Genomic DNA, 23,594 nt, shown 5'->3' with positions numbered 1-23,594 from the left:
GATGCCGTTGCGCGCGTTGGCGGACGTGTCGCCAGCCGAGTGGTTCGTCGAGGCGAACGCACCGTGGTGGACCAGGGTGTGCCTGGGCGCACCGGGCTTCGACGCGGACGCACGACTGCAGCTGATCCCCGACCTCACCGACGCCAGCACCACGACGTTGCGCCGCATCCTGCCGCACCACACCACCACGGCGGACGACTGCTACTTCGCCCAGTGGGACGGCAGTGGATGGGAGCCGCCGCTGCCACCGACTGGCACGACGTTCTCGGTGATCGACGAGGAGACGCATCATGCGGTGCGCGACTACCACCTGTTCGCCGGCGCGCTCGACGACAGCGGCAGGTGGGAGGGCGACCCGCCACACCTGATGTGGCCGGCCGATCACGCGTGGTGCGTAGCCGCAGATGTCGATCCGGACTGGATCGGCGTAGGTGGCACCCAGGCGCTGGTCGACGAGGTGCTCGCCGCCCCAGGCCTCGACGCCACGCGATCCGCGTACGACGCGACCGACTGGGAGACCCGATGACGCTGCGCCCGCTCGCGGACGTGTCGCCTGCCGAGTGGTTCGTCGGCGACGACGCTCCGACAGCGTTGCGCGCTCACCTCGGCCCGTCGGGCTTCGAGTCGTACGTCCGGGTGCTGCACAGCCCGATGGGACCCGACGACGACCGCTACGAGGGTCACCTCGAGGAGCATCTGCTCGATGCCCTGTGCGAGGTCCTGGCCCGGCACACCGCCACCCCCAACGACTGCTTCTTCGGGCTGTGGGACGGCTATGGCGAGCTGTACGGCGGGGAAGCCGTGCGTTTCCTCACCGCGTTCAGCGGCCCGACGCGGTGGCCGAGCCGGATGTTCGGCAAGGAGAAGCCGCCACCGCCCGTGCCCCCGGCGTTCCCGATCTCGGTCCTCGAGGGACCCAAGGTCACGTTCTTCCACGACTACCTGCTGTTCGGCGGAGCACTCGCCGAGGCCGGCGAGTGGGGCGCGACGAGCTACGGCCACGCGATCAGCCGAGACATCAACAGCCCCAACCTCATGTGGCCCGCCGACCGTGCCTGGTTCGTGACGACCAACATCGAGAGCACATGGACGGGAGTCGGTGGCACAGCGGCGCTGATCGGCGACCTGCTGGCCGACCCCCGCCTCGAGGTCGTCCGCATGCGCTACGACGAAGGAGCTCTGCGATGAGGATCGTCCTGGCCTCCGCCTCACCGGCCCGCCTCGCCACCCTGCGGTCGGCCGGGATCGAGCCCGAGGTCATCGTGTCCGGCGTCGACGAGGAGCGCATCACGTCGACCGACGCCGCCAACCTCGCCGCTGCCTTGGCGCAGCTCAAGTGCCGCACCGTCGCGGCGCAGGTCGAGTCAGACGCCCTGGTCATCGGGTGCGACTCGGTGCTGGCGTTCGAGGGCGAGATCTTCGGCAAGCCCGCGGGACCGGTCGAGGCGGCCGGCCGGTGGCGCCGCATGCGCGGCCACAGCGGCGTGCTGCACTCGGGTCATTGCGTACGCCGTGGCGACGAGGAGTTCGTCGAGACGGCATCGACGATCGTGCACTTCGCCGACATCAGCGACGCCGAGATCGACGCGTACGTCGCCACCGGCGAACCGCTGCAGGTTGCCGGGGCGTTCACGATCGACGGCCTGGGCGGCGCCTTCATCACCGCCATCGAGGGCGATCACCACAACGTCGTGGGGATCTCCCTGCCGCTGCTCCGCGACCTCGTCGGTGACCTCGGGATCGCGTGGACCGACCTCTGGTCATTGCCGAAGACCTGAATCCGTTGGTCTCTCGTGGCAAACAGTGGGAGACTGGACGGACGATGGCAACTTCACCGCGGCGACGCCGCTACCACCCGTCCAGTCCCTTCCAGGCGAAACCAGAGGTCGCGGACGAGGTCTACGAAGTCGGGGCACGCGTCTCACATGACACGTTCGGCCTCGGCCGCATCGTCAGCCTCCAGGGCACCCAGTCGGCCCAGGTCGACTTCGGCGACGAGGTCAAGCACATACCTCTCCCCTGCGCCAAGATGACCAACTTGTAGGAATGCTGCGCAGCCCGCGACCGGCGTCACGACTGGTGGTGAACCTGCTGTCACAAACCCACCGGTGCCGGACACCTGGTGATTGTGAGTAACTTCCTGGACGTCCGGGGCCGCGAGCTTGCGTTCGAGCGCGTGTGGCGTGATGAGATGCCGCGAATCTTCCTCTACGCGGCCCGCCACGTGGGGTCGGCGGATGCCCACGACGTTGCTGCCGAGACGTTCACCATCGCGTGGCGGCGGTGGGACCACATGAGCGACCCGCCGTTCCCCTGGCTGCTGGGCGTCGCACGCCATGTCGTCGCGAATCACGTACGGACGCTGCAGAGAGGCCGGCGGCTGCAGGACCGAGTCCGTCTCCTCACAGCAGTGACGAGCCAGAGCAGTCCCCACCTGGACTTCGCGGAACGCCTTGAAGCGCTCCAGAGGTTGGCCGCGCTCAGCGAGAAGGAGCGAGAAGCTCTCCTGCTGACCGCCTGGGACGGACTGAGTGCAGAAGAGGCCGCACGGTTGTTGGGAGTCAGCCCGGCCGCCGTACGCAAACGCATCAGCAGAGCACGAGCGGCAATCGACGTCAACGAGTTTCCCCCGAGTGCCGACATCGACCCGCAGGAGAAGTCATGAGATCGCACATCATCGACGAGCTGCGCCCCGTGGTTCCCGACCTCCCCCCGACGTGGGAGTCCGAAACCAGGCGAGCCATCCTCGACTCGGCACGAGCGACCAGAAGCACGCCCCACCGACTCCTGCTGCTGGCATCGGCGGCGGCGGTCGTCGCCGCGCTCGCCGGCGGAGCGGTCTTCGCGAGGAACTCTCTCTCGTCGAACGACACGCGTCCCGTCGGGCCCGCCTCACAAGGTCCCCCGTCGACTCCGACAACGACGCCCCGAACCCAGGAGACGACCGGGCCAACACCTCGGCCCGAACGGACCTATGTGCCGGCTCCCGGTGATCCGAAGACACACGAGCTGAACGTCACCATCCGGGACAAGGGAATCTCCTACACGCCCGGGACATGCGCCGCGATCCGTGGCAACACCGACTTCCAGGACCGGCTCGGGTTCTCCGGTCCTGACAAGCAGTACGAGAACCGACCCCTGAAGGACGCCGAGTTCACGATTCCCAAGCAGGGCACGAGGCTGGCTGACGGTACGTGCGAAGCGACGTTGACCGTCACGATCCCGTACGCCCCGAGATACCGAGCGGGCATCTCGCGGGAGGGGCACGGCATCTCGGGCCCGGACGACGCCGGAGAAACCCTGATCGCGGCCAAGGGCGACTCGCAGGATGTCGTCGTCATGAACTATCCGCACTGACGTCGTCCGCCCTGACAGGTGCAGCTCAGAACACGTTCGGGCCGAATGCCTCGGCTCGAGCCACGAGCTCGGTCGGCGCCGTTGCCATGGGCACGCACGCCGGCAGGGCGTCCATCGCCAGCTGCATTCGTGTGTCGGTCCAGAGGATCCGGCCTGCCGCGCGCTCCTGCTCGAGCTCGGGCCGCTGCCACCACGGGCCCGGCCCGAACGCCTCCGCGAACTGGGCCACACGTACGGCGTAGAAGCCCGGGTTGCACTCACGTGCCATCTCGATGCGGCGCTGCGTCTCCGCGGCACTCGGCCCGGTGAAGCGATCGTCGCGCGCCGCCCAGGTCGTGTGGGCGTCGAGCCAGTCGACGACGAGATCCAGGAGCCGCGGGATCCGCTGCACGACCGCGTCACGCAGGGCGATCGCGGGGGCATGCTGCGCCGCGATGCGGAACCGCTCCAGCTCGAACGTGAACGGGTCGATCGAGCCCGTCGGCGAGGCGGCCGCCATGGCGTCACGGCGCTCGAGCAGCGCGATCGCCGCGGCTTCACGGGCGACGTCTCCGGTCGAGCGCGACTGCTCGACGACAGCCGCGAGGGCCTCTCGGGCCGGGGTGATCGTCCCGCCGAGCGCCTCGTTGAGACCCGCCTCGTCGACCTGCCGGAGGAACACCGGATACGTCACACCGGAGCGGCCGATCACGAGCAGCTGCTCCAGCACCCCGATCGCCTCCTCCTGCCCGCTCATGGTGCGCAGCTGCTGCAGGGACGCCTCGTACGCCTGCAGTGACTGCGCCAGCAACGTCTCGTCGTCGGGGATCGTCGCCGGAGCGCCGGTCGTCCCAGCACCGGCCGCCGCGGTCATGACGCGGGTGTAGGCGTCGGTGAACCGCTGGTAGTGGCCACCGCCGGCCAGCTTCGCCGAGAAGTCTCCGACGTCGCTGAGCTCCTGGCCGAGCGCCTCCATCTCAGCGAGCGCGGCCGCCATCTCGTCGACGTCCTCACCGGTCGAACCCGAGGTCCTGACGCCGTTGAGCAGGTCGCGGAACGTGCCGAGCATCGCGTCCACCATCGCTGGATCGACGGGCATCAGCGGCCTCCGCGAACGAGTGAGCCGTGCTCAGCGAGCCTGCGCTCGAAGACCGCGTCGGCGACCGGCACGAGGCGACGGTGCCGCTCGGCGCGCGCGACCTGCGGGTCGAAGGACCACCCAGCCTGGTGCCGGCGTCCCTCGGTCTCCACCTGCGCCCAGGCGTCGCGCTCGGCGGCGATCGCCTCAGCCGCGTACGTCTCGAGCTCGGCGCGCCAGCGATCCGGGACCTGAGCCGTCCGCCACATCTCGACGTTCTCCAACGTCGTCAGCGACATCGCCCACAGCCGGGTCAGCTCGTCGACCGTCACCGCGATGCCGGTGCGCTGCTCGATCGCGGCCAGCAGTGAGGCGAGGGCCGGAGCGTCAGCCGCCGACTCGACGCCGGCGAGGACCTCGGCGGGACCCTGGGCTCGTACGGTCTCAGCGGTCTCGGCGTAGACCGCTGCCCTGGCGTTGGCCTGGTCGCGGGCGAGGGCGTGCCCCATCGCGAGAGACAGCTCGACCGAGGTCGCCTGCAGGTCCTCGATCGACGAGGCGGCGTCGGCCGCGTCGGCCATCGACTGCTGGGCTGCTGCCGTCTCCGGATACAGGGTGTTGGCGGCCGATCGTCGCGCCCGCGAGCGGTAGTAGTCGCGGTAGTCCGCCAGCCGATCGCTGTCACTCATCCGGACAGAGTAGGGATTGCGCCCCGGCAAAGTGAGGGTTTTACTCGACCGGCAGGCCGAGTCCTCGCGCGATCAGCATCCGCTGCACCTCTGAGGTGCCCTCGCCGATCTCGAGGATCTTGGCGTCACGGTAGAACCGGGCGACCGGGTACTCCTCCATGAATCCGTAGCCGCCGAACACCTGCGTCGCAATGCGCGTCGCGGTCACGGCGGACTCCGAGGTGTAGAGCTTGGCGATCGCCGCGGCCTGCTTGAACTCCTTGGCGGGCGCACCGGCGTCCTTGAGGGCGGCCGCCTGATAGGTCAGCGCGCGGCCCGCCTGGGCCATGACCGCGAGGTCGGAGATCTGGAACGCGACGCCCTGCTTGGTGCCGATCGGCACGCCGAACGTCGTACGCTCGCCGGCGTACTGGACGCACAGGTCGAGGCACGCCTGGATGCAGCCCACGGCGAGGGCCGCGATCGCGACACGACCGTCGTCGAGCGTGGCGAGGAACTGCGCGTAGCCGCGGCCGCGCTCCCCCAGCAGGTGATCCGCCGGCACCCTGGCGTCGACGAACGACAGCGGGTGCGTGTCCGAGATGTGCCAGCCGAGCTTGTCGTACGCCGGCTCGACGATGAACCCCGGCGTACCTGAAGGCAGCACGATCGTGGAGAGCTCGGGCGATCCGTTCTCGCGCGTCCCGGTGCGGGCCGTGACCGTGACGAGTGAGGTGATCTCGCTGCCGGAGTTGGTGATGAACTGCTTGGCGCCGTTGACGACCCACTGATCGCCGTCGAGCTCGGCCTTGGTCTTGGTGGCGCTGGCGTCGGAGCCGGCGCCGGGCTCGGTGAGGCCGAAGCCGGCAAGCGCTTGGCCGGCGACGAGGTCGGGCAGCCAGCGTTCCTTCTGCTCTTGCGTGCCAAACGTGAGGATCGGGTTGATGCCGAGACCAACCGCGGCTTCGAGCGTGATGCCGATCGACTGGTCGACCCGGCCGAGCTCCTCGATCGCCACGCACAGGCTCGTGAAGTCGCCGTCGGCGCCGCCGAACTCGTCAGGGGCGGTGAGCCCGAACAGTCCGAGGTCGCCCATCTTCTTGACGAGGTCGATCGGGAAGTGGTGCTCCTTGTCCCACTGCGCGACGTGCGGCGCGACCTCCGCCTCGGCGAACTCGCGAACGGTCTGGCGGAACGTCTCGTGCTCACGGGACAAGGCGAAAGTCATGGCAGCATGTTAACAACCGTTAACCAACGTTAACCAGCGGCCACAGGTTCGGGAGACGCGACCGTAACCAACCTCATAGGGCCAGAGACCGACCGACGCCCTAGACTGCGGCAGGCAACCGTGTCGGATCGAGGAGAACACTTCAGTGAGCAAGCCCCTGACCAAGGTTCTGATCGCCAACCGCGGCGAGATCGCCGTGCGCGTGATCCGCGCGTGCAAGGACGCCGGCATCGGCAGCGTCGCGGTCTACGCGGAGCCCGACCGTGACGCGGTGTTCGTACGCCTCGCCGACGAGGCCTACTCCCTCGAGGGCTCGACGCCCGGCGACTCCTACCTGTCGATCGAGAAGATCCTCGCCGTCGCCGAGCGCAGTGGCGCCGACAGCGTGCACCCCGGCTACGGCTTCCTCGCCGAGAACGCCGAGTTCGCCCAGGCCGTCATCGACGCCGGACTGATCTGGATCGGCCCGCCGCCCCACGCGATCGAGAACCTCGGCGACAAGGCCAAGGCCAAGCAGCTCGCCCTCAAGGCCGACGCACCTCTGGCGCCCGGCACCAAGGACGCCGTCAAGGACGCCGACGAGGTCGTCGCCTTCGCCAAGGAGAACGGCCTGCCCGTCGCGATCAAGGCCGTGTTCGGCGGCGGCGGTCGCGGGCTCAAGGTCGCCCGCACGATCGAGGAGATCCCCGAGCTCTACGAGTCCGCGGTCCGCGAGGCGATCAGCGCCTTCGGCCGCGGCGAGTGCCTCGTCGAGAAGTTCCTCGACAAGCCGCGCCACGTCGAGACCCAGTGCCTCGCCGACTCCCACGGCAACGTCGTCGTGGTCTCGACCCGCGACTGCTCGCTGCAGCGCCGTCACCAGAAGCTCGTCGAGGAGGCGCCCGCGCCCTACCTGACCGACGACCAGATCGAGCGCCTCTACGCCTCGTCCAAGGCCATCCTCAAGGAAGCCGGCTACGTCGGTGCCGGCACGTGCGAGTTCCTCGTCGCTCGCGACGGCACGATCAGCTTCCTCGAGGTCAACACCCGCCTCCAGGTCGAGCACCCGGTCTCCGAGGAGGTCACCGGCCTCGACCTCGTCCGCGAGATGTTCCGCATCGCCGCCGGCGAGGAGCTCGGCTACGACGACCCCGAGATCCGCGGCCACTCGATGGAGTTCCGCATCAACGCCGAGGACGGTGGCCGCGGCTTCCTCCCCGCCCCCGGCACCCTGACCAAGTGGGCTCCCCCGTCGGGCCCCGGCATCCGCCTCGACGGCGGCTACGAGGAGGGCGAGACGATCCCCGGATCGTTCGACTCCCTCGTCGCCAAGCTCATCGTCACCGGCACGAGCCGCCAGCAGGTGCTCGAGCGCTCCCGCCGCGCCCTCGACGAGTTCGTCGTCGACGGCATGCCGACCGTCATCCCGTTCCACCGCTCGGTCGTCGACGATCCGGCGTTCACCGCCGCCGACGGCAACTTCGAGGTCTACACGACGTGGATCGAGACCGACTACGTCAACGAGCTCGAGCCCTACGCCGGCACCTCCGAGACCGCGGAGCCGGACGAGCGCGAGCGCGTCACGGTCGAGGTCGGCGGCAAGCGCGTCGAGGTCGTGCTCCCGGGTGGACTCGGCGCATCGGCGGCGCCGGCCGGAGGCGCCAAGAAGGCCAAGCGCAAGGGCGGCAAGGCTGCCGGAGCCGCCGCCAGCGGCGACTCGCTGACCGCGCCCATGCAGGGCACCGTCGTCAAGGTCACGGTCGAGGAGGGTCAGACCGTCGCGGCGGGCGACCAGATCGTCGTGGTCGAGGCCATGAAGATGGAGCAGCCGATCAACGCGCACAAGGACGGCGTCGTGACCGGCCTGGCCATCGAGGTCGGCGCGACTGTGACGTCCGGCGAAGTCATCGCGGAGATCAAGAGCGCCACAGAGGCCGAGTAGGCCTCAGCGCTTGGGCGGTGGGGCGGAGTCGACCTCGCCGAACGCGATGCCGGCTGCCCAGACGATCAGCGTGACGCCGATCCACGTGCCGACGCCGTCGATCGCGAAGCCGCTCGCGGGCACGACCAGGTCGGTCAGCACCAGGCCCAGCAAGGTCAGGACCAGGCCGCCGGCGATCGTGTAGCCCCTGGCGAACCGGTTGACGGTGCTGACCACGACACCGCGCAGCACCACGGTCAGTGCCGTGAACAGCACCACCGCGACGACGAACCAGCCGAACCGGATGTTGAAGCGATCGAAGAGCCACGCAGCGACCGCCAGGGCCGCCGCGTTGGCGGCAGCAGAGATCGCCACCGACTTGAGAAGGGCCGTCATGCGTTGAGTATCCCAGACCTCTCGCCGCGGAGTGACCACCTGTCAGGTCGGGTAGACCGAGACGACCCCGTTGGTGTGCTGGACGATCGAACCGTGCGCGAAGTAGGCCCGGTAGGCGCCATTCGACAGCCGGCTCATGCTCGACCTCGGCGCACCCAGCGAGCTCGTGGCTTCGCCGATCGCGACGTACCTGTCCTCGATCTTCCCGTAGAGGAAGTAGGGCACACCGACACTGCCTCGCTGCACGCGATAGACCGTGCCGCGGGCGAAGCGCTGGAGCGTGACGCTGCTGACCGGGGTCGACTGGTGGTTCGCGATCGGCACCCCGAGGCGCCCGGCCTGGGCGCCGCTGGCGTTGTAGCCGTCCCGGAAGCTGCCGCCGACCGAGAACGTGCCGTAGGTCGTCGTCGAGTACATGTCGAGCCGGCCGAGGCGAGCCTTGCGGCCGGTCGGGCTGGTCGTGAACGGGTACTCACCGACGTACACCGGACCGGTCGTCGCCCGCCCCATCGCGATGACCTTGGTCTTGATGGGTGAGGTGTAGTTGGCGATGTAGTCCTCGACGCGGTCCCGCAGGCCACCGGAGGCGCTGAGCCACTCGTACGCCGCCTGACCCGGGCAGGCCGTGCTCACGACGTCGCGGTGCCCCGCGATGCGATCGAGCACGACGCCACCGAGGGTGTACTTGCCCTTGGCGGCGTGGAACGTCGTGCCGAGCCGCCAGCCGATGAGCTTGACCATCGCGTCCTTGGTGGCGTCCGTCGGCTGGGTGCTGGTGAACGTGCCCATCATCGACACACCCATCGTGTAGGTGTTGACCGACTTGTTGCCTGCGTGCGCACCGCGGACCGGCTTGTCGACGCCGCCGTTGCGGCCCTCGAAGATCTGGCCGTACTTGTCGACCAGGAAGTTGTAGCCGATGTCGCACCAGTCGCGTCCGCTCATGTGGTACGCCTGCACGGCGCGGACGATGCCTGCGGACTGGGCCTTGGTGTAGGTGTTGGTGCCTGCCGTGTGATGCACGACGACGCCACGGGTCTCGCTGCCGGTGCGCGGGGCGTCGCAGTAGGTGTTCTTCTTCGCGCCCCACGCCGAGCGGGAGATGATCGCCGGCTTGGGGGTGTAGGTCGGCGAGCCGTCGGCGACCGTGGTGACGGCGTCATCGCCGGCCGCGTCGTAGAACGCGTTGCTCGCCGTGACGGCCTGCGCGGGTGTGCTGCCGGGGTCGATCGTCGAGACCGTGAGCCCGCTCGGCCGCTGGCCGGTCGGGCTCGTCACGCGAACGGCGACGCCGTCGGCGGAACCGGCCCACAACGGCTCGGTGCCGTCGCGGCCGCCCTCGCCCTCGTCGCTCTCGACGTCGAGCTCCTCCCAGCCCGCCCACGCACCATCGGTGCGCAGCCGCACCTGGACCGTCATGCCCCGGTCGTCGAAGCCGCGGGCCCAGGTGACCCCGACCAGCCCGAAGTCGTCGGTGCGGCGCGCAGGCAGCTGGGCGACCAGGTCGGCCGCGTCGTCGTCGGCCCGCTCAGCTGCCTGCGCGACCGTGTCGCTGACGGCTGGGACGCGGGTCGTCGCGATGTCGACGGGGTCGGCCTTGGGCCGGGCCTGGGTGTCTTCGGCGTGGGCAGGGGCGGAGATCGTGGCCAGGACCGCCAGCGCTGCGATCGTTCCCGAGATGAAAGGACGCATGGGTTCGACCCTAACCCAGAGACCCTGTCACCGACCGATCGTCAGAACCTGAACCAGTTCGACTTGAGGCCGAAGGCCCAGCGCGCGTCGTCGCCCGAGATCGTCACGGTCTTCGCCGAGCCGACCAGACTGATGGTCTTGACCCGGCCGCCCCAGTCGCCGAAGCCGTTGCGCGTCGCGATCTTGAGCTGCTTGAGGGTGCCGATCGACGGGTAGGCCTTCTCGATCGTCGAGGCCGCGACCGTCGTGGTCCACGAGTGGTTGGCATTGCCCGACCAGTCGTCCCACGGGTCGTTCACGGCCGTGAGGTACGGCTGGCTGCCCACGGCCGTGTAGCCGCCCGACGACGAGGAGAACTGCGTGAACGCGGGCTTGCTGTCGTACGTGACGATCTTGCCGGCGGTCGCCTGGGCCGCCGCCGTCGTGCTCGTGGTCTCGCGGCTCGCCCCGCCGTACACCTGGCACGCCGTGGTGCTGCAGATGTCGTAGTAGCGCGAGCTCGTCATGGCGCGCACGCCGTACGTACGGGCGGCGACGGCCTGCGCCTTGAGGGCCTCCGGCATCCAGCTCGACGGCATCTCCGCGGCGATGACACCGCGGACGTAGTACTCGATCGGCAGGATGTTGACCGTGTTGCGGGCCGTGGAGCCCGTCGAGGGGATCGCCGAGCGCAACGTGCCGCGATACTTGACCGCCGAGCCGTCCGGCAGGATCAGCGACATCGTCGACGGGTTCTCGAACTGGCCGTTGCCGGTCCACCTGGTGCCCAGGTAGCTGCGGTAGTCGCCGGTCGTCTTGTACTGCAGCGTCGAGCGGGTCTTGTCGCTCGTGACCTGCAGGATGCGCCAGCGTACGACGGTCTCGCCGCCGATCGAGGTGGGCAGCTTCAGGGTCTTCCCCGCTGACACCTCACGGAACACCAACCCAGAACGACCGGCGATCGTGACCGGGTCGTCGGTGTCCTGCGAGATCAGCACCCTGATCTGCCCGCTCTTGCTGCCGAGCGTCGTGCCCGGGTAGTAGCGCGAGAGGATCTTGTCGTACGTCACGCCTTGCTTCGCCGCCCCCTGAGCGCCGTACTGGCTCATGCCGATGCCGTGGCCGTAGCCGTGACCCGTCACCGTGATCTGGCGGGTGCTCGGCACCGTCACGGAGTCGCCCGCGAAGAGCAGGTTGAAGCCGCGCAGCGCCGACCACAGACCCCTGAGGTCACCGTTGACGGCTCGCACCTTGACGTACCAATCGGTGCCGGCGGTTGGCTTGAGCCCGGTGAGCTGCACGTTCGTCGTGGTCAGCTTGGTCACCAGGCGGCTGCAGGTCGTCTGCGTCTTGTCGGCCATCAGGCACACGTCGTAGCTCGTGGCGCCGGACACCGCGGGCCAGGACACGCGGACCGAGCCGAGGCCGACCTTGAGCGTCAGGCTCGTGATCGTCGCGGGACGTGTCGTCGCGCTGGTGCCGATGACCTTGCCTGTCGAGGAGTAGGCGACGGTCTTGTCGGTCGACGCGGTCGAGATGATCCGGCCGTGCGCGAAGTCGACGCGCGTGACGCCGGTCTTGACGGTGTAGGTCGACGAGATCGGGGCGCCGAGCGTGCCGGTCGACTCACCGAGCTTGGTGTAGACCTTCGCGATGTCACCGAGCACGTTGAACGCCTTGGGCTTGCCCGAGACCGCGTACACGCTGCCGCGGTCGAAGTGCTGGCGGATCACGCCGTCGACCGTGCGCGGGTTGTCCTTGGGGTAGCCGAGCGTGCCGGCACGCGAGTCGAGCCGGTCGTACTCGGTACGGATACGACCCGAGACGTAGTGCGCGGTCGCGCCGGTGCGGGCGTAGAGATCCATGAGTTTGGCGTCGAGCTTCGCGCCGGTGGAGGATCGGGCCTCGCCGATGTAGATCGCCCCGGTCTTGCTGCTGCCGAGCGACGTGTAGAGCGTCTTGATCGGCGTCGAGTACTTCGACATGTACGCCTCGACGCGATCGCGCAGGCCGCCCTCCTGCGACAGCCAGGCGTAGCCGTACCGGCCGGGGCACTCGGTGCTCACGACGTTGCGGTGCCCGGCGATGCGGTTGAGCGTCAGCCCGCCGATCGAGTAGGTGCCCTTGGCCTTGATGAAGTTGGTGCCGAGCCGCCAGCCGATGAGCTTGACCATCGCGGCCTTCAGCGCCGCTGACGGCCGCGTGACGTCGTAGTTGCCCATCATCGAGACGCCCATGGTGTACGTGTTGACCTCGAGGTTGCCCGAGTGCGCAGCCCGGACCGCGCGATCCACGCCGCCACGGCGACCCTCGAAGATCTGGCCGTACTTGTCGACCAGGAAGTTGTAGCCGATGTCGCACCAGCCGCGACCCTTGACGTGATAGGCCTGCGTGGCCCGGACGATTGCCGCCGAGTCGGCCTTGGCGTACGTGTTGGAGCCCGCGGTGTGGTGCACCACGACGCCGCGCGTGCGGTCGCCGGTCAGCGGCGAGTCGCAAGACGTCCCGCTCGAGGCGCCCCACTGGCTGCGGGTGATGATCGTGGGCTTGGGCGTGTAGCTCGGGGTGCCGTCGCCGAGGTCCACGGCCGTCGACGTGTGGGCGACGCCGTCGTACGAGGTGTCCGAGGCGGTCGACGCGGTCGCCAGTTGGCCGTCGGTGCCGGGGTCGATCGTGGTGATGCGTACGTCCTGCGGGGTGCCGACCGTGCTGGAGACCCGCGCCGCGACGCCGTCGGCGTTGCCGACCCACAGCGGATCGGTGCCGGGGTTGCCACCCTCGCCGTCGTCGCCGTCGCCGTCGTAGTCCAGAGGCGTCCACGACGACCAGGTCCCGTTGGTGCGCGTGCGAACCTCGACCTTGACGCCGTACGCCAGGCCCTGCTGCGACCAGGTCACACCGATCATGCGGAACTTCGAGGTCGAGGTCTTGGCGAGCTCGGCGACGACCTTGCCGGTGCCGCCCCTCGAGACGGCCGGGACCTTGGTCTTGGCGACCTTGACCGGCGGCGGCTTGGGCGCGGCAGCGGTCTTGCCCGGCGCTCCACCCGTGACCTCGGTGCCGGCCGCGTGGGCGGTCGACGGCGCCAGCACACCGAGCATCAGCACGGCTGCGATGGAGAGGCCCGACGTACGCCGAGCCGTACGCCAGGAAAGCATGGGGGAAGTCCGATCCTGTGTAACGGGTGTGACTCAAGTGACGGATGAGGTTTTCCGACCGATTATGCCCACAGTTTTGCCCGAAGTTCCACCGAAAATCGGCGATCGCGCGAACTACAACCGTGTCATTCCTGCGGTTGCAGGGGCTGGACCGGAGCTCAGCCGAGGCGGTGCAGGCGCCGCGCCGCCTCGGCGACCGACCCGGACAGCGACGGGTAGACCGTGAACGCGTCCGCGACCTGGTCGACCGTCAACGACGCTGAGACCGCGAGCGACAGTGCATGGATCAGCTCGCTGGCGCGGGGCGCGACGACGACGCCGCCGACGACGATGCCCATCCCCCGCCGGGCGAAGATCTTGACGAACCCGTCGTGCACGCCCTGCATCTTGGCGCGCGGGTTGGACGCCAGCGGCAGCATCGCGACGTCGATCTGGAGGTCGGACTCGTCGACCTGCTGCTGCGACAGCCCCACCGTGGCGATCTCGGGCGAGGTGAAGACGTTGCTCGCCACCTTGCCGAGGTCGAGCGGGTGCACCGCGTCGCCGAGCAGGTGGGACATCGCGATGCGTCCCTGCTGGGCCGCGACCGACGCCAGCATCAGCACGCCCGTGACGTCGCCGGCGGCGTAGATGCCGCGGACGCTGGTGCGGGAGACCCGGTCGACGTGGACGAACCCGTGCTCGTTGAGCGCGACGCCCACCTCTTCGAGCCCGAGGCCCTCGGTGTTGGGGATCGAGCCGATCGCCAGCAGGCAGTGCGAGCCGTCGACCGTACGTCCGTCGGTCAGCGTGACGCGGACGCCCTCGCCCGTACGCTCGACAGACGCCATCCGCGAGTTGCCCATGACCGTCATGCCACGCCGCGTGAACACGGCCTCGATGACGTTGGCGGCGTCGATGTCCTCGCCGGGCAGCACCCGGTCGCGGCTCGACACCAGCGTCACCGCGGCCCCGAGCCCGTTGTAGGCACTGGCGAACTCGGCGCCCGTGACACCCGAACCCACGACGATCATGTGCTCCGGCAGGTCCTGCAGGTTGTAGACCTGCTCCCACGTGAGAATGCGCTCACCGTCCGGCTGCGCGTCCGAGCTGACCCGCGGGTGCGCGCCGGTGGCGAGCAGGATCGCGTCGGTCTCGATCCGTACCTCGCCGTCGGCGGTCGTGGCGGTCACGACACCGGCGGACTCCAGCGTCGCGGTGCCGTCGATCATCGTGACATTGCTCGTCGTGAGGCGCTTCGCGATGTCGTCGGACTGAGCCTGGGCGAGTGTCAGCACGCGGGCGTTGACCGCCGCGATGTCGGCACGTACGTCCTTGGGCAGCTGCACCCCGAGCTCGGCCGACGTGCCGACCTCGGTCAGCAGGTCCGAGGTCGCGATGAGCGTCTTGCTGGGCACGCAGTCGGTCAGGACCGTCGATCCGCCGAGGCCGTCGCGCTCGATGAGGGTGACCTCCGCCCCGAGCCTGGAGGCCACGAGAGCCGCTTCGTATCCACCCGGTCCGCCGCCGACGATCGTCACATGGGTCACCTGATCAGTCTCCCATTGCCGCCGAGCGGGTCGCCACCGGTCGGTGCACCGAGGGCTGTCGTAATGTACGGCAGGTGACTACTCAGGAGCTGGCTCAACAGGCCGCTGACGCGCTGCGCGAACGTACCGGCGGAGTCGACCACGACATCGCCCTGGTGATGGGCTCGGGCTGGCTGCCGGCGGCCGACGCGCTGGGCACCGCCGACCACGAGATCCCGCTCGCCGAGCTGCCCGGATTCAGCGCTCCGGCGGTCGAGGGCCACGGCGGCACCGTGCGTTCGGTGCGCCTGGGTGACCGGCGTCTGCTGATCTTCCTGGGCCGCACCCACTACTACGAGGGCAAGGGCGTCGCGGCCGTCGTGCACGGCGTACGCACGGCTGCCGCCGCCGGCGTCAAGACGCTCGTGCTGACCAACGGCTGCGGCGGGCTCAACCCGGCGTGGGCGCCCGGCACGCCGGTGCTCATCAGCGACCACATCAACATGACCGCGACATCGCCGCTCGAGGGCGCCAACTTCGTCGACCTCACCGACCTCTACTCGTCGCGGCTGCGCGCGCTGTGTCGCGAGGCCGACCCGAGCCTCGACGAGGGCGTCTACGTCCAGCTGCCCGGCCCTCACTACGAGACGCCGGCCGAGATCGGCATGGTCCGCGCGATCGGCGGTGATCTCGTCGGCATGTCGACGACGCTCGAAGCCATCGCGGCCCGGGCCGCCGGCATGGAGATCCTCGGCATCTCGCTCGTCACCAACGCGGCAGCCGGCATGACCGGTGAGCCGCTCAACCACGAAGAGGTCCTCGAGGCCGGCAAGGCCGCGGCGACGCGGATGGGCGCCCTGCTCGGCGACGTGCTGCCGAGGATCTGATGAAGGTCCTCGTCACGGGAGCTGCCGGCTCGATCGGCCGCACCCTCGTACGAGGACTGCCAGCGCTCGGGCACGAGCTGCGCGGCCTCGACCTCGTGGACGGCCCGGAGCTGCCGCTCGGCTGGATCACCGGCGACTGCCTTGATCCCGCCGTCGCCGCCGAGGCCGTGGCCGGTGTCGACGCCGTCGTCCACCTCGCCGGCAACCCCAACGAGGCGTCGCTGCCCGAGAGCCTCGAGTCGCACGTCCACAGCACCGGGCGGTTGCTCGAGGCGATGGTCGCGGCCGGCGTCGACCGCATGGCGTACGCCAGCAGCAACCACGCCGTCGGGCACACACCGTCCGGCAAGCCGCTGACGATCGACGTCCGGCCGCGACCGGACACCTACTACGGCGTCGCAAAAGCCGCCGCCGAGGCGCTGCTCAGCCTCTACGCCGACCGCCGCGAGATCAGCTCGGTCGCGATGCGGATCGGCTCGTTCCGCGAGCGACCGACCAGCGTCCGCGAGCTCTCGACGTGGCTGTCACCCGACGATGCCGTACGCATGGCCGACGCGGCAATCCGCACCACCGAGGCCGGCTTCCACGTCCTCTACGGCATCTCCGCCAACACCCGGGGCTGGTGGGACCTGCGTCCGGGTCGCGCGTTGGGGTACGACCCGCTGGACGACGCCGAGGCGTACGCCGACACCGTGACGCCGAGCCCGGGGGACGACGCCGAGAATGCGTACGTCGGCGGTCCTCATGTCAGCCAGCTCCAGCTACCAGCAGCCTTCTGAAGGGAAACCCATGACCGACGAACTCCTCGCCCGTGCCCGCGAGTGGCTGAGCCAGGACCCCGATCCGCGCACCGTCGAGGAGCTGCAGGGGCTGATCGACTCCGGCGACACCGCAGGACTCGAGGACAGGTTCAAGGAGCGGCTGCAGTTCGGCACCGCCGGGCTGCGCGGCGCCTTGGGTGCCGGTCCCAACCGCATGAACCGGGTCATCGTCGCGCAGGCCGCGGCCGGCCTCGCCGCATACCTGCTGGAGCACGGCTCGAAGCCGTCGGTCGTCGTCGGCTACGACGCGCGGCACAACTCCGACGTGTTCGCCCGCGACACCGCCGAGATCATGGAGGGCGCCGGCGTCCACGCCCATCTGCTGCCCACGCACCTGCCGACACCGGTGCTGGCGTTCGCGATCCGGCACCTCGGCTGCAGCGCCGGCGTCATGGTCACGGCATCGCACAACCCACCGCAGGACAACGGCTACAAGGTCTATCTCGAGGACTCGAGCCAGATCGTGCCGCCCGCCGATGCCGAGATCTCGGCGGCGATCGATGCCGTCGGCCGGGTCGACGAGATGCCGCGCAGCGAGGCGTACGAGCTGCTGGGTCCCGAGGTCGCCGAGGCGTACGTCGAGGCCGTGATCGCGCTGCCGTCGGACGGGCCGCGCGACATCGTCGCGGTCTACACGCCGATGCACGGGGTGGGTCGCGACACGCTCGTCGAGGCGGTGTCTCGGGCGGGCTTCCCGGCGCTGCACGTCGTACGCGACCAGGCCGAGCCCGATCCCGACTTCCCGACCGTTGCGTTTCCCAATCCGGAGGAGCCGGGCGCGATGGACCTCGCGCTCAAGCTGTCGTCCGAGGTCGGCGCCGACATCATCGTCGCCAACGATCCCGACGCCGACCGGTGTGCGGTGGGCGTGCGCGACGGTGAGTCGTACCGGATGCTCACCGGCGATCAGGTCGGCGTGCTGCTCGGTGACTTCCTGCTGCGCAAGGGTGTGCAGGGCACCTACGCCGCATCGATCGTCTCGTCGGACCTGCTCGGCCGCCAGGCGGCGGCGCACGGGCAGCCGTGGGAGCAGACGTTGACCGGGTTCAAGTGGCTCGGCAAGATCCCGACGCTGGTGTTCGGCTACGAGGAGGCGCTCGGCTACAGCGTCGCCCCCGACATCGCCCGCGACAAGGACGGCGTCTCGGCGATCATCACGGTGCTGGAGATGGCGGCTGCGCTCAAGGCCGACGGCCGTACGCTGATCGACCAGCTCGACGACATCTATCGCGAGCACGGCCTGCATGCGACGTCGCAGCTGTCGGTGCGCGTCGACGACCTGTCGATCATCGCCCGGGCGATGCAGACGCTGCGGACCTCTCCCCCGTCTTCGTTGGGCGGTCTCGCCGTGACGTCGGTCGACGACCTCGCCAACGGCTATCACGGCCTCCCGCCGACCGACGGCATCCGTCTGGGGCTCGAGGGCAACACGCGGATCATCGCCCGGCCGTCCGGCACCGAGCCCAAGCTCAAGTGCTACATCGAGGTCGTGGTGCCGGTGGACGAGTCGATCGAGGCGTCGCGCGAGATCGCCGACGAGAAGATCGCGGCGATCAAGCACGACTTGTCGGAGGCGCTGGGTCTCTAGCGGTCGTCGTCTGCCGCCTGGTCGAGGGCGTCGAGCGCGTCCCGCGACAGCTCGAGGCAGGACGTCCGGACGTCGACGTTGACAGCGGCCTGCCCAGACGGGCTCTCCAGCACGATCGCACGGATGGTCAGCGGGACACCGCTCGACGCCGTTCGGGTGGTCAGGACCTCCCCGTCCTCACCGACCACCTCCTTGCCCCCGACCTCGGGCTTCCAGCCCTCGGCCTGCCAGGCATCACGGATCTTGCGCACCACGGTGACGCGGTCGGCGTCCGGCACGACGAAGGCACCGTTCGCCTCGACATGGCGGAAGCGTCGCGGGTAGATCGCATCGCAGCCGACCGACTTGACCTCACCGCTCCTCGGGCGCTCCTGCCCGCCGGCCATGGCTGACGCCGTCGTGACCGCGGTGTCGATGAGGTCGAGGATCTCGGCTCGCGTGGACTTCAGGTCGGCAGCGCCGACCTTCGTCGTGTCCTTCGGCTCGGCTCTCACACCGCCATCGTTGCATCCCGCCATCAGCACGAGGACCACGACGGCCGCGACGACGTGACGCACCCGGGTCATCGCATCGCTCCGTCCATCAGCCGAGCCCGAACCGATTCTTGAACCATTCCTTGACTCCGTCCTGGGCCGCCTCGTAACCGGCCCGGGTGGCCCGCCATCCGTCCTCGGCAGCCTCCTGCGCGAACCACAAGGAGTTGGGCGCGACCCGCTGGTCGACCTCGTCGACGTCGCCGCCGTTGCCTGCGACGACCTTGCCGACGTTGGCGAGCGACGAGGAGTCACGGTCGAAGTACGAGGTGTGGATGTCAAGATTCGTCTTCCAGTCGTCGAACGCGAAATCGCCGGGGGTGTCGACCTCGAAGCGAGTGGCGCCGAACCCTTTCGAGGCGGGGTCGACGCCCAACGAGAGGGCGTTGTTGCTGCCGAGACGGGAGACGAAGTCGTCGCCCGCGGATCCGGCGTACACGTTGCCGCGCAGGTCCGACGCATGCGGGTTCTCGTCACCTGCACCCGGTGAGCCGACGAGGACGATGTCGTCGACGTCGAGCGTGCCGTCGTGTCCCGCCGCCTTGGCGACCGTGGTGGAGCCGTAGCTGTGACCGATGACCGTCATGTGCGGTTCGGCGCCGTGGCGCGTGGCCCGCAGCCCGTCGACGAACGCCTCGAGATTGCGGGCGCCATCCTCCGCCCTGAACTCGCCGGCCACGTTGAGCCCGTCAATGACGCCGTTGACCGAGGCGTCGAACTCCGGGGCGTCGTAGCCCATCCAGGCGATGGAGGCGACCGAGCCGTTGCTCTGCCACTCGGCGGTCTCCCGCACGTCGAACGCCGACTCCGCCAGGCTGTCGATGCCGGTCAGCGTGTTTCCGAATCCTGGCACGTTGACCGACACATGGTCTGCGGTCTCGGGATTGCCGAACGCGATCGCGCCGTAACCGTCGCCGCCTCCGGCATGGGGGTCGTAGACCATGAGGTAGGCCGGGAGGGGGTTGCCGTAGAGGTCGACCTCGCCATTGGCTTTCGCCAGACCGTCGTAGATCGCCTGCGCCTGGTCGACAAGCTTCTGCTGTTCCTTCGACAGCGTCTCGCCGTCGGCCTTCATCTGCTTGAGCGTGTTGAGCTGGGCGCTGAGCTGGGCCCGATTGGCGTCGTCGCGATCTTGGATGGGAATGCCGTCGGTGTTGCCGATGCGGCCCGGGTCGCTCACCTTGAGCGCCTCGCGCTCGGCTGCGCTCAACGCCAGCCACCACGCGTTGACGGCGACGGGGTCCTTGCCGAGCTTGTCGAGCTCTTTGATGAGTGTGGGGACGTTGGGCACCGACCCGACCAGGCCCTCGGCCTCCGAGAGGCTGTCGGCCCGGCCCAGCGCCGCGATCACACGGTCCTCGGCGGCCCTCACGTGGCGCGTCCATGCGCTCACGTCGGCGTCGTAGGTGGCGACCTTGCTGTTGTGGGCGCGAATGTCGGTGTCGAGCGTGGCATCAGCCGGGTCCGCGCTCTTCTGGCGGGTCCGGAGCGAGCTCACCGAGAGGTCGAGAGCACCCTTCACGTTCTCGAGCTCGTGCCACCTGGACTTCAGCTCGTCCATGCGGTCGCAGTACGCGTCGAGCGCCGTCAGGCCGGTGATCATCGCAGCCGCCGCCGCGTCCACCTTGCCGGCCGTGTTGGTCATGGCGTGGTGCGCCACGGCCGCGGGGTCACCCTCGATGCCCGCGGGCGCCGCGTTGGCGTGCATCGTCTCGGCGACGTCGGAGATGACCGTGGCGCAGGCACGCACACCGGACACGACCGACCGTCCTGCGCTCGTGTAGGTGCAGGGCGGCATCGTGCCGGGGACGTCGACCTGGGTCATGGGACGTCCGGATAGGTCGGTGGGGCGGGTCCCGGGTCATCCGTGGGAAATGGATTGATGTCGCCGAGCCTCTTGGCCACGGCGTCCTGATTCGCCCACGGCAACGACGCGCGCAGGTCGGCCGCGCCCTGCTCGTCGAGCTGCACGGTGCTGACCGTGAACTCGTCAAGGCCGTCGGCCCGGTTCTGCGCGGCGGTGGCCAGCGTGGTGACCTCGGAGAGCCACGTCGCAAGGTAGGCGCCCGCCTTGGGTCCGACGCGGTCGCCGAGCTCGTCGATGGAGCCGTTCGCGTCCGTGAGGCGCTTGTGACCGCCCCGCAGCTGCTCGGCCTGGTCGTCCCAGAGATCCGAGGCATTGCGGACTGCGGAGAGCCTCAGCATGAACGTGGTCATGACGGGTCCTGCTCGAGCTTGAGCGGGGCACTCTCGACCGTGACCACGAGCGTGGAGCCGTGCACCGCCACGTCGGCAGTCAGGAGCGGCCTGGAGGAGAGCGGCGACCGCGCGACGAGCCACGGAATGGGTGCGTCGACGGGGCGGGCTTCCCATCCGCCGCCGTTGAGCGAGTCCAGGACGTCGAGCATGGCCGCTAGCGCAGCCGTCGGGTCGGCGAGGTCGGCGCGAAGCCGGGTCCGGTGGCGATAGATCTGGGGCTGGAGCCGGCTCCAGCGCTCGAGCACCACCGGCTCTCCCGCAACGCCGACTTCTTCGGCCAGGGACATCGCAGCCGCACGCGTCGCGACCGCCGCGTGGATCGCCTCAGCCGGCTGGGACAGGTCGAGGAGGTCGAACGACGGCTCGGGCAGCAGGACCACGACGTCCACGTCGGGCTGCAGCCGCCTGAACGCGTCGAGCAGGGGGTTGCCGGTCTCTGACACGAATCCCCCGATCACGAGTGCCACCGATACGGAGAACATACGGGATCGGGGACGGAACGCACAGTTCTCGGAACAGCGCCGCCCACAGCCCCTAGGCTCCTGCCATGTCGACACCGATCGCGCCCCAGCGACCCGGCCGCGGGTGGTACGTCGTGGCCACCGGCCTGGCCGTCATCGCCGCTGCGCTCATCGTGTTCCTCGCGGTGTGGATCGGGCGCGCCGTCGCCGGCTACTCCGTGACTCCGTTCGAGCAGGAGGACTCCACGACCGTCACGGTCGGCGACCGCGGTGTCGCGATCTGGGTCTCACCCCAGGACACCCCGACGAGCTGCGTCGCCACAGACATCGACACCCAGCAGCCGTCGCTCGACGGCGGCTCCGCCTCCAAGGTGACGATCACCGACGGCGGGCAGACCTGGAGCCGTGTCGGGATCGTCAAGGGTCAACCGGGGTCGAAGCATCTCGTCAGGTGCGACCCCACCGGCGACTTCGGCTATGCCGACAACCCGCGCATCGGCCGCTACGTGCTGTTCGGCGTCGGCGGCGGAGTGCTCGCCGTGGTCTCCGGGATCGCGGCGTTCGTGATCGTGCTGGTCGTCGCGATCAAGCGCAACCGCACACCGCGGCCGGCCTGACCCTCAGATCTTCAGCGCGCCGACGACAAGGCACACGAAGCCGGCAGTCGTCAGCACCGAGCGCGCGTGGTTCCACATCGTCCACCTGTCCTCGAACGCCTCGCGCAACGACGCAGCACTCCCCCGGCCCGCCTCCAACGTGTCGTTCATCGGGACGTTGACCGCGAACGTGATGACGTACGCGCCGGCGACGTAGAGGACGAGACCGGCGACGACCCAGGGCCGCGACGCGTCGCCCCAGCCGAGCACGAGCGCCAGGAGCCCGACGAAGAACGCGCCGCCGAACGTCAGGGCGAACACGGGATTGAGGATCGCGACGTTGATGCCGCGCATCGCGTCGACGAAAGAGGCGTCCGACGCGCGCCGGAGCCCCGGCATGATCACGTACGAGAAGGTGGCGAACAAGCCGGCCGACAGGCCCATGAGGGCGGTCGCGGCGAGGAGTGCAGTCTTGGTCATGGCTCCATGACATCAGTGCGGGTTGAGACTTCCCATAGTCGAAATGCCCATAGGCATACGCGAACGTCTACCCTGAGCATCATGGACACCCTCAGCGGCCTGCTCGACGGTCCTCGCGCCAACGGCGCGTTCCTCATGCGATCCGTGCTGACGTCGCCGTGGTCGCTGCGCATCCAGGACGAGGCGCCGTTGTCGATCGCGGTCGTCGTACGCGGTGAGGCCTGGGTCGTGCCGGATGGCGACGAACCCGTACGCCTGGGCCCCGGCGACGTCATGGTCGCCCGCGGTCCCGAGCCCTACACCGTCGCAGACCTGCCTGACTCCGAGCCGCAGGTCTTCATCAACCCGGGCCAGCACTGCACCGACGCCGAGGGCAACAGCCTCGAGGACGTCATGACGCTCGGCACGAGGTCGTGGGGCAACGACCCGGAGGGCGCGACGATGATCGTGACCGGCACCTACGAGAGCACGCGGGCGATCAGCGCGCGACTGCTGCGCAGCCTGCCGCAGCTGTTCGTGCTCCGCGACGGCGAGTGGAACGGTGAGCTCGTCGCCGTGCTGTGCGCCGAGATGCAGCGCGAGGATCTCGGCCAGGAGGTCTTCCTCGACCGGTTGCTCGACCTCGTCGTCATCGCCGCCGTACGCGACTGGTTCACCCGCGACGCCTCGCGCGCACCGGCCTGGCACCGGGCCGCCGCGGACCCCGTGCTCGGGCCCGCTCTCCGCCTGCTCGAGGACGACGTCGCCCGCCCGTGGACCCTGGCGTCGCTCGCCGCGGAGGTCGGGGTGTCCCGGGCAGGGTTGGCACGGCGGTTCTCCACCGTGCTCGGCGAGCCCGCGATGGCCTACCTCACGAGCCTGCGACTCGACCTCGCCGCCGACCTGCTCCGCGAGCCCGACCTGACGATCGCCGCGGTCGCGCGCCAGGTCGGCTACGGCAGCCCGTTCGCCCTCAGCGCCGCCTTCAAGCGCGTACGCGGAGTCAGCCCAGCCCACCATCGGGCGATGGTGGGCTGAGCCGAACCG

The 23,594-nt window shown here is 69.5% G+C and carries 24 protein-coding genes; 12 read left to right on the top strand and 12 right to left on the bottom strand.

Annotated features, from left to right (window positions below; translation table 11 throughout):
• The first annotated feature begins 1 nt into the window (after position 1).
• The 6 genes from ESP70_RS09145 (at position 2) to ESP70_RS09120 (ending at position 3,357) form a co-directional block, all read left to right on the top strand.
• On the top strand, positions 2 to 526 hold the full coding sequence (locus ESP70_RS09145) for a hypothetical protein (protein ID WP_149688979.1): 525 nt from the start codon (positions 2 to 4) through the stop codon (positions 524 to 526).
• Positions 523 to 1,188, top strand: a complete 666-nt coding sequence (locus ESP70_RS09140) for a hypothetical protein (RefSeq protein ID WP_149688978.1) — start codon at positions 523 to 525, stop codon at positions 1,186 to 1,188. The genes ESP70_RS09145 and ESP70_RS09140 overlap by 4 nt, the downstream gene beginning before the upstream one ends.
• The gene (locus tag ESP70_RS09135; RefSeq protein WP_149688977.1) at positions 1,185 to 1,778 is read left to right on the top strand and encodes a Maf family protein; all 594 of its coding nucleotides are present in this window, start codon (positions 1,185 to 1,187) and stop codon (positions 1,776 to 1,778) included. The genes ESP70_RS09140 and ESP70_RS09135 overlap by 4 nt, the downstream gene beginning before the upstream one ends.
• A gap of 44 nt (positions 1,779 to 1,822) precedes the next feature.
• Positions 1,823 to 2,044 (top strand): hypothetical protein, encoded by a 222-nt coding sequence (locus tag ESP70_RS09130; RefSeq protein WP_056398807.1) that lies wholly within the window; start codon positions 1,823 to 1,825, stop codon positions 2,042 to 2,044.
• Positions 2,045 to 2,122: 78 nt separating this feature from the next.
• Positions 2,123 to 2,665, top strand: a complete 543-nt coding sequence (locus ESP70_RS09125) for an RNA polymerase sigma factor (RefSeq protein WP_342780175.1) — start codon at positions 2,123 to 2,125, stop codon at positions 2,663 to 2,665.
• Positions 2,662 to 3,357 (top strand): hypothetical protein, encoded by a 696-nt coding sequence (locus ESP70_RS09120; protein WP_149688975.1) that lies wholly within the window; start codon positions 2,662 to 2,664, stop codon positions 3,355 to 3,357. Before ESP70_RS09125 ends, ESP70_RS09120 begins: the two co-directional genes overlap by 4 nt.
• Positions 3,358 to 3,382: 25 nt before the next feature.
• Here ESP70_RS09120 and ESP70_RS09115 read toward each other — a convergent pair whose 3' ends face one another.
• From ESP70_RS09115 to ESP70_RS09105, 3 genes are read right to left on the bottom strand one after another with little or no spacing between them, the layout of a single operon-like run.
• A complete protein-coding gene (locus ESP70_RS09115; protein WP_149688974.1) occupies positions 3,383 to 4,435 on the bottom strand; it encodes a hypothetical protein in 1,053 nt (350 codons plus the stop codon).
• A complete protein-coding gene (locus ESP70_RS09110) occupies positions 4,435 to 5,103 on the bottom strand; it encodes a hypothetical protein (RefSeq protein ID WP_149688973.1) in 669 nt (222 codons plus the stop codon). Before ESP70_RS09110 ends, ESP70_RS09115 begins: the two co-directional genes overlap by 1 nt.
• 40 nt (positions 5,104 to 5,143) lie before the next feature.
• Positions 5,144 to 6,310 (bottom strand): acyl-CoA dehydrogenase family protein, encoded by a 1,167-nt coding sequence (locus ESP70_RS09105; protein ID WP_149688972.1) that lies wholly within the window; start codon positions 6,308 to 6,310, stop codon positions 5,144 to 5,146.
• A 145-nt stretch (positions 6,311 to 6,455) separates the two neighbouring features.
• On the opposite strand from ESP70_RS09105, the gene ESP70_RS09100 reads away from it, so the two are divergent.
• On the top strand, positions 6,456 to 8,231 hold the full coding sequence (locus tag ESP70_RS09100; protein WP_223148673.1) for an acetyl/propionyl/methylcrotonyl-CoA carboxylase subunit alpha: 1,776 nt from the start codon (positions 6,456 to 6,458) through the stop codon (positions 8,229 to 8,231).
• A 3-nt stretch (positions 8,232 to 8,234) separates the two neighbouring features.
• Here the strand turns inward: ESP70_RS09100 and ESP70_RS09095 are convergent, their stop codons facing one another.
• The 4 genes from ESP70_RS09095 to ESP70_RS09080 form a co-directional block, all read right to left on the bottom strand.
• On the bottom strand, positions 8,235 to 8,606 hold the full coding sequence (locus ESP70_RS09095; protein WP_149688971.1) for a hypothetical protein: 372 nt from the start codon (positions 8,604 to 8,606) through the stop codon (positions 8,235 to 8,237).
• A gap of 42 nt (positions 8,607 to 8,648) precedes the next feature.
• Positions 8,649 to 10,298 (bottom strand): N-acetylmuramoyl-L-alanine amidase, encoded by a 1,650-nt coding sequence (locus ESP70_RS09090; protein WP_149688970.1) that lies wholly within the window; start codon positions 10,296 to 10,298, stop codon positions 8,649 to 8,651.
• A 41-nt stretch (positions 10,299 to 10,339) separates the two neighbouring features.
• The gene (locus ESP70_RS09085) at positions 10,340 to 13,435 is read right to left on the bottom strand and encodes a SpoIID/LytB domain-containing protein (protein ID WP_149688969.1); all 3,096 of its coding nucleotides are present in this window, start codon (positions 13,433 to 13,435) and stop codon (positions 10,340 to 10,342) included.
• Positions 13,436 to 13,593: 158 nt separating this feature from the next.
• Complete coding sequence (locus ESP70_RS09080; protein ID WP_149688968.1) at positions 13,594 to 14,964, bottom strand: NAD(P)H-quinone dehydrogenase; 1,371 nt, start codon at positions 14,962 to 14,964, stop codon at positions 13,594 to 13,596.
• A 74-nt stretch (positions 14,965 to 15,038) separates the two neighbouring features.
• On the opposite strand from ESP70_RS09080, the gene ESP70_RS09075 reads away from it, so the two are divergent.
• The 3 genes from ESP70_RS09075 to ESP70_RS09065 are packed head-to-tail and all read left to right on the top strand — an operon-like array spanning position 15,039 to position 18,239.
• Entirely contained in the window at positions 15,039 to 15,830 is a 792-nt protein-coding gene (locus tag ESP70_RS09075; protein WP_149688967.1) for a purine-nucleoside phosphorylase, read from the top strand.
• A complete protein-coding gene (locus ESP70_RS09070) occupies positions 15,830 to 16,609 on the top strand; it encodes an NAD-dependent epimerase/dehydratase family protein (protein WP_149688966.1) in 780 nt (259 codons plus the stop codon). The genes ESP70_RS09075 and ESP70_RS09070 overlap by 1 nt, the downstream gene beginning before the upstream one ends.
• Positions 16,610 to 16,619: 10 nt before the next feature.
• Positions 16,620 to 18,239, top strand: coding sequence for a phospho-sugar mutase (locus tag ESP70_RS09065; protein ID WP_149688965.1), 1,620 nt, complete (start codon positions 16,620 to 16,622; stop codon positions 18,237 to 18,239).
• Here the strand turns inward: ESP70_RS09065 and ESP70_RS09060 are convergent.
• Genes ESP70_RS09060 through ESP70_RS09045 form a run of 4 tightly spaced genes read right to left on the bottom strand, consistent with a single transcriptional unit; the run spans position 18,236 to position 21,513 of the window.
• Positions 18,236 to 18,805 carry a hypothetical protein gene (locus tag ESP70_RS09060; RefSeq protein WP_149688964.1) on the bottom strand — a complete coding sequence of 190 codons (570 nt, stop codon included), beginning with the start codon at positions 18,803 to 18,805 and terminating at the stop codon, positions 18,236 to 18,238. The genes ESP70_RS09065 and ESP70_RS09060 overlap by 4 nt on opposite strands.
• A 16-nt stretch (positions 18,806 to 18,821) precedes the next feature.
• Positions 18,822 to 20,597 (bottom strand): alpha/beta hydrolase, encoded by a 1,776-nt coding sequence (locus ESP70_RS09055; RefSeq protein ID WP_149688963.1) that lies wholly within the window; start codon positions 20,595 to 20,597, stop codon positions 18,822 to 18,824.
• The gene (locus tag ESP70_RS09050; protein ID WP_149688962.1) at positions 20,594 to 20,989 is read right to left on the bottom strand and encodes a hypothetical protein; all 396 of its coding nucleotides are present in this window, start codon (positions 20,987 to 20,989) and stop codon (positions 20,594 to 20,596) included. The genes ESP70_RS09055 and ESP70_RS09050 overlap by 4 nt, the downstream gene beginning before the upstream one ends.
• A complete protein-coding gene (locus ESP70_RS09045; protein ID WP_149688961.1) occupies positions 20,986 to 21,513 on the bottom strand; it encodes a hypothetical protein in 528 nt (175 codons plus the stop codon). The genes ESP70_RS09050 and ESP70_RS09045 overlap by 4 nt, the downstream gene beginning before the upstream one ends.
• Positions 21,514 to 21,578: 65 nt before the next feature.
• Here ESP70_RS09045 and ESP70_RS09040 point away from each other — a divergent pair, with 65 nt between their 5' ends.
• On the top strand, positions 21,579 to 22,109 hold the full coding sequence (locus tag ESP70_RS09040) for a hypothetical protein (RefSeq protein ID WP_149688960.1): 531 nt from the start codon (positions 21,579 to 21,581) through the stop codon (positions 22,107 to 22,109).
• Between the two features lie 3 nt (positions 22,110 to 22,112).
• Here the strand turns inward: ESP70_RS09040 and ESP70_RS09035 are convergent, their stop codons facing one another.
• Positions 22,113 to 22,568, bottom strand: a complete 456-nt coding sequence (locus tag ESP70_RS09035) for an anthrone oxygenase family protein (protein ID WP_149688959.1) — start codon at positions 22,566 to 22,568, stop codon at positions 22,113 to 22,115.
• 81 nt (positions 22,569 to 22,649) lie between these two features.
• Between ESP70_RS09035 and ESP70_RS09030 the strand changes: the two genes are divergently transcribed.
• Positions 22,650 to 23,585 carry an AraC family transcriptional regulator gene (locus ESP70_RS09030; protein ID WP_149688958.1) on the top strand — a complete coding sequence of 312 codons (936 nt, stop codon included), beginning with the start codon at positions 22,650 to 22,652 and terminating at the stop codon, positions 23,583 to 23,585.
• Positions 23,586 to 23,594 lie beyond the last annotated feature (9 nt).

This window comes from Aeromicrobium ginsengisoli (assembly GCF_004134905.2).
GTDB lineage: Bacteria > Actinomycetota > Actinomycetes > Propionibacteriales > Nocardioidaceae > Aeromicrobium > Aeromicrobium ginsengisoli.
The sequence above is the reverse complement of the archived record's forward strand: the minus strand, read 5'-3'. Positions and strand labels throughout refer to the sequence as shown.

What these genes read in the sequence shown, in the direction of transcription:
- ESP70_RS09145 (WP_149688979.1), top strand. Translation starts at nt 2, where the DNA reads ATGCCGTTGCGCGCGTTGGCGGACGTGTCGCCAGCCGAGTGGTTCGTC.
- ESP70_RS09140 (WP_149688978.1), top strand. Translation starts at nt 523, where the DNA reads ATGACGCTGCGCCCGCTCGCGGACGTGTCGCCTGCCGAGTGGTTCGTC.
- ESP70_RS09135 (WP_149688977.1), top strand. Translation starts at nt 1,185, where the DNA reads ATGAGGATCGTCCTGGCCTCCGCCTCACCGGCCCGCCTCGCCACCCTG.
- ESP70_RS09130 (WP_056398807.1), top strand. Translation starts at nt 1,823, where the DNA reads ATGGCAACTTCACCGCGGCGACGCCGCTACCACCCGTCCAGTCCCTTC.
- ESP70_RS09120 (WP_149688975.1), top strand. Translation starts at nt 2,662, where the DNA reads ATGAGATCGCACATCATCGACGAGCTGCGCCCCGTGGTTCCCGACCTC.
- ESP70_RS09115 (WP_149688974.1), bottom strand. Translation starts at nt 4,435, where the DNA reads ATGCCCGTCGATCCAGCGATGGTGGACGCGATGCTCGGCACGTTCCGC.
- ESP70_RS09110 (WP_149688973.1), bottom strand. Translation starts at nt 5,103, where the DNA reads ATGAGTGACAGCGATCGGCTGGCGGACTACCGCGACTACTACCGCTCG.
- ESP70_RS09105 (WP_149688972.1), bottom strand. Translation starts at nt 6,310, where the DNA reads ATGACTTTCGCCTTGTCCCGTGAGCACGAGACGTTCCGCCAGACCGTT.
- ESP70_RS09095 (WP_149688971.1), bottom strand. Translation starts at nt 8,606, where the DNA reads ATGACGGCCCTTCTCAAGTCGGTGGCGATCTCTGCTGCCGCCAACGCG.
- ESP70_RS09090 (WP_149688970.1), bottom strand. Translation starts at nt 10,298, where the DNA reads ATGCGTCCTTTCATCTCGGGAACGATCGCAGCGCTGGCGGTCCTGGCC.
- ESP70_RS09085 (WP_149688969.1), bottom strand. Translation starts at nt 13,435, where the DNA reads ATGCTTTCCTGGCGTACGGCTCGGCGTACGTCGGGCCTCTCCATCGCA.
- ESP70_RS09070 (WP_149688966.1), top strand. Translation starts at nt 15,830, where the DNA reads ATGAAGGTCCTCGTCACGGGAGCTGCCGGCTCGATCGGCCGCACCCTC.
- ESP70_RS09065 (WP_149688965.1), top strand. Translation starts at nt 16,620, where the DNA reads ATGACCGACGAACTCCTCGCCCGTGCCCGCGAGTGGCTGAGCCAGGAC.
- ESP70_RS09060 (WP_149688964.1), bottom strand. Translation starts at nt 18,805, where the DNA reads ATGACCCGGGTGCGTCACGTCGTCGCGGCCGTCGTGGTCCTCGTGCTG.
- ESP70_RS09055 (WP_149688963.1), bottom strand. Translation starts at nt 20,597, where the DNA reads ATGACCCAGGTCGACGTCCCCGGCACGATGCCGCCCTGCACCTACACG.
- ESP70_RS09050 (WP_149688962.1), bottom strand. Translation starts at nt 20,989, where the DNA reads ATGACCACGTTCATGCTGAGGCTCTCCGCAGTCCGCAATGCCTCGGAT.
- ESP70_RS09045 (WP_149688961.1), bottom strand. Translation starts at nt 21,513, where the DNA reads ATGTTCTCCGTATCGGTGGCACTCGTGATCGGGGGATTCGTGTCAGAG.
- ESP70_RS09040 (WP_149688960.1), top strand. Translation starts at nt 21,579, where the DNA reads ATGTCGACACCGATCGCGCCCCAGCGACCCGGCCGCGGGTGGTACGTC.
- ESP70_RS09035 (WP_149688959.1), bottom strand. Translation starts at nt 22,568, where the DNA reads ATGACCAAGACTGCACTCCTCGCCGCGACCGCCCTCATGGGCCTGTCG.
- ESP70_RS09030 (WP_149688958.1), top strand. Translation starts at nt 22,650, where the DNA reads ATGGACACCCTCAGCGGCCTGCTCGACGGTCCTCGCGCCAACGGCGCG.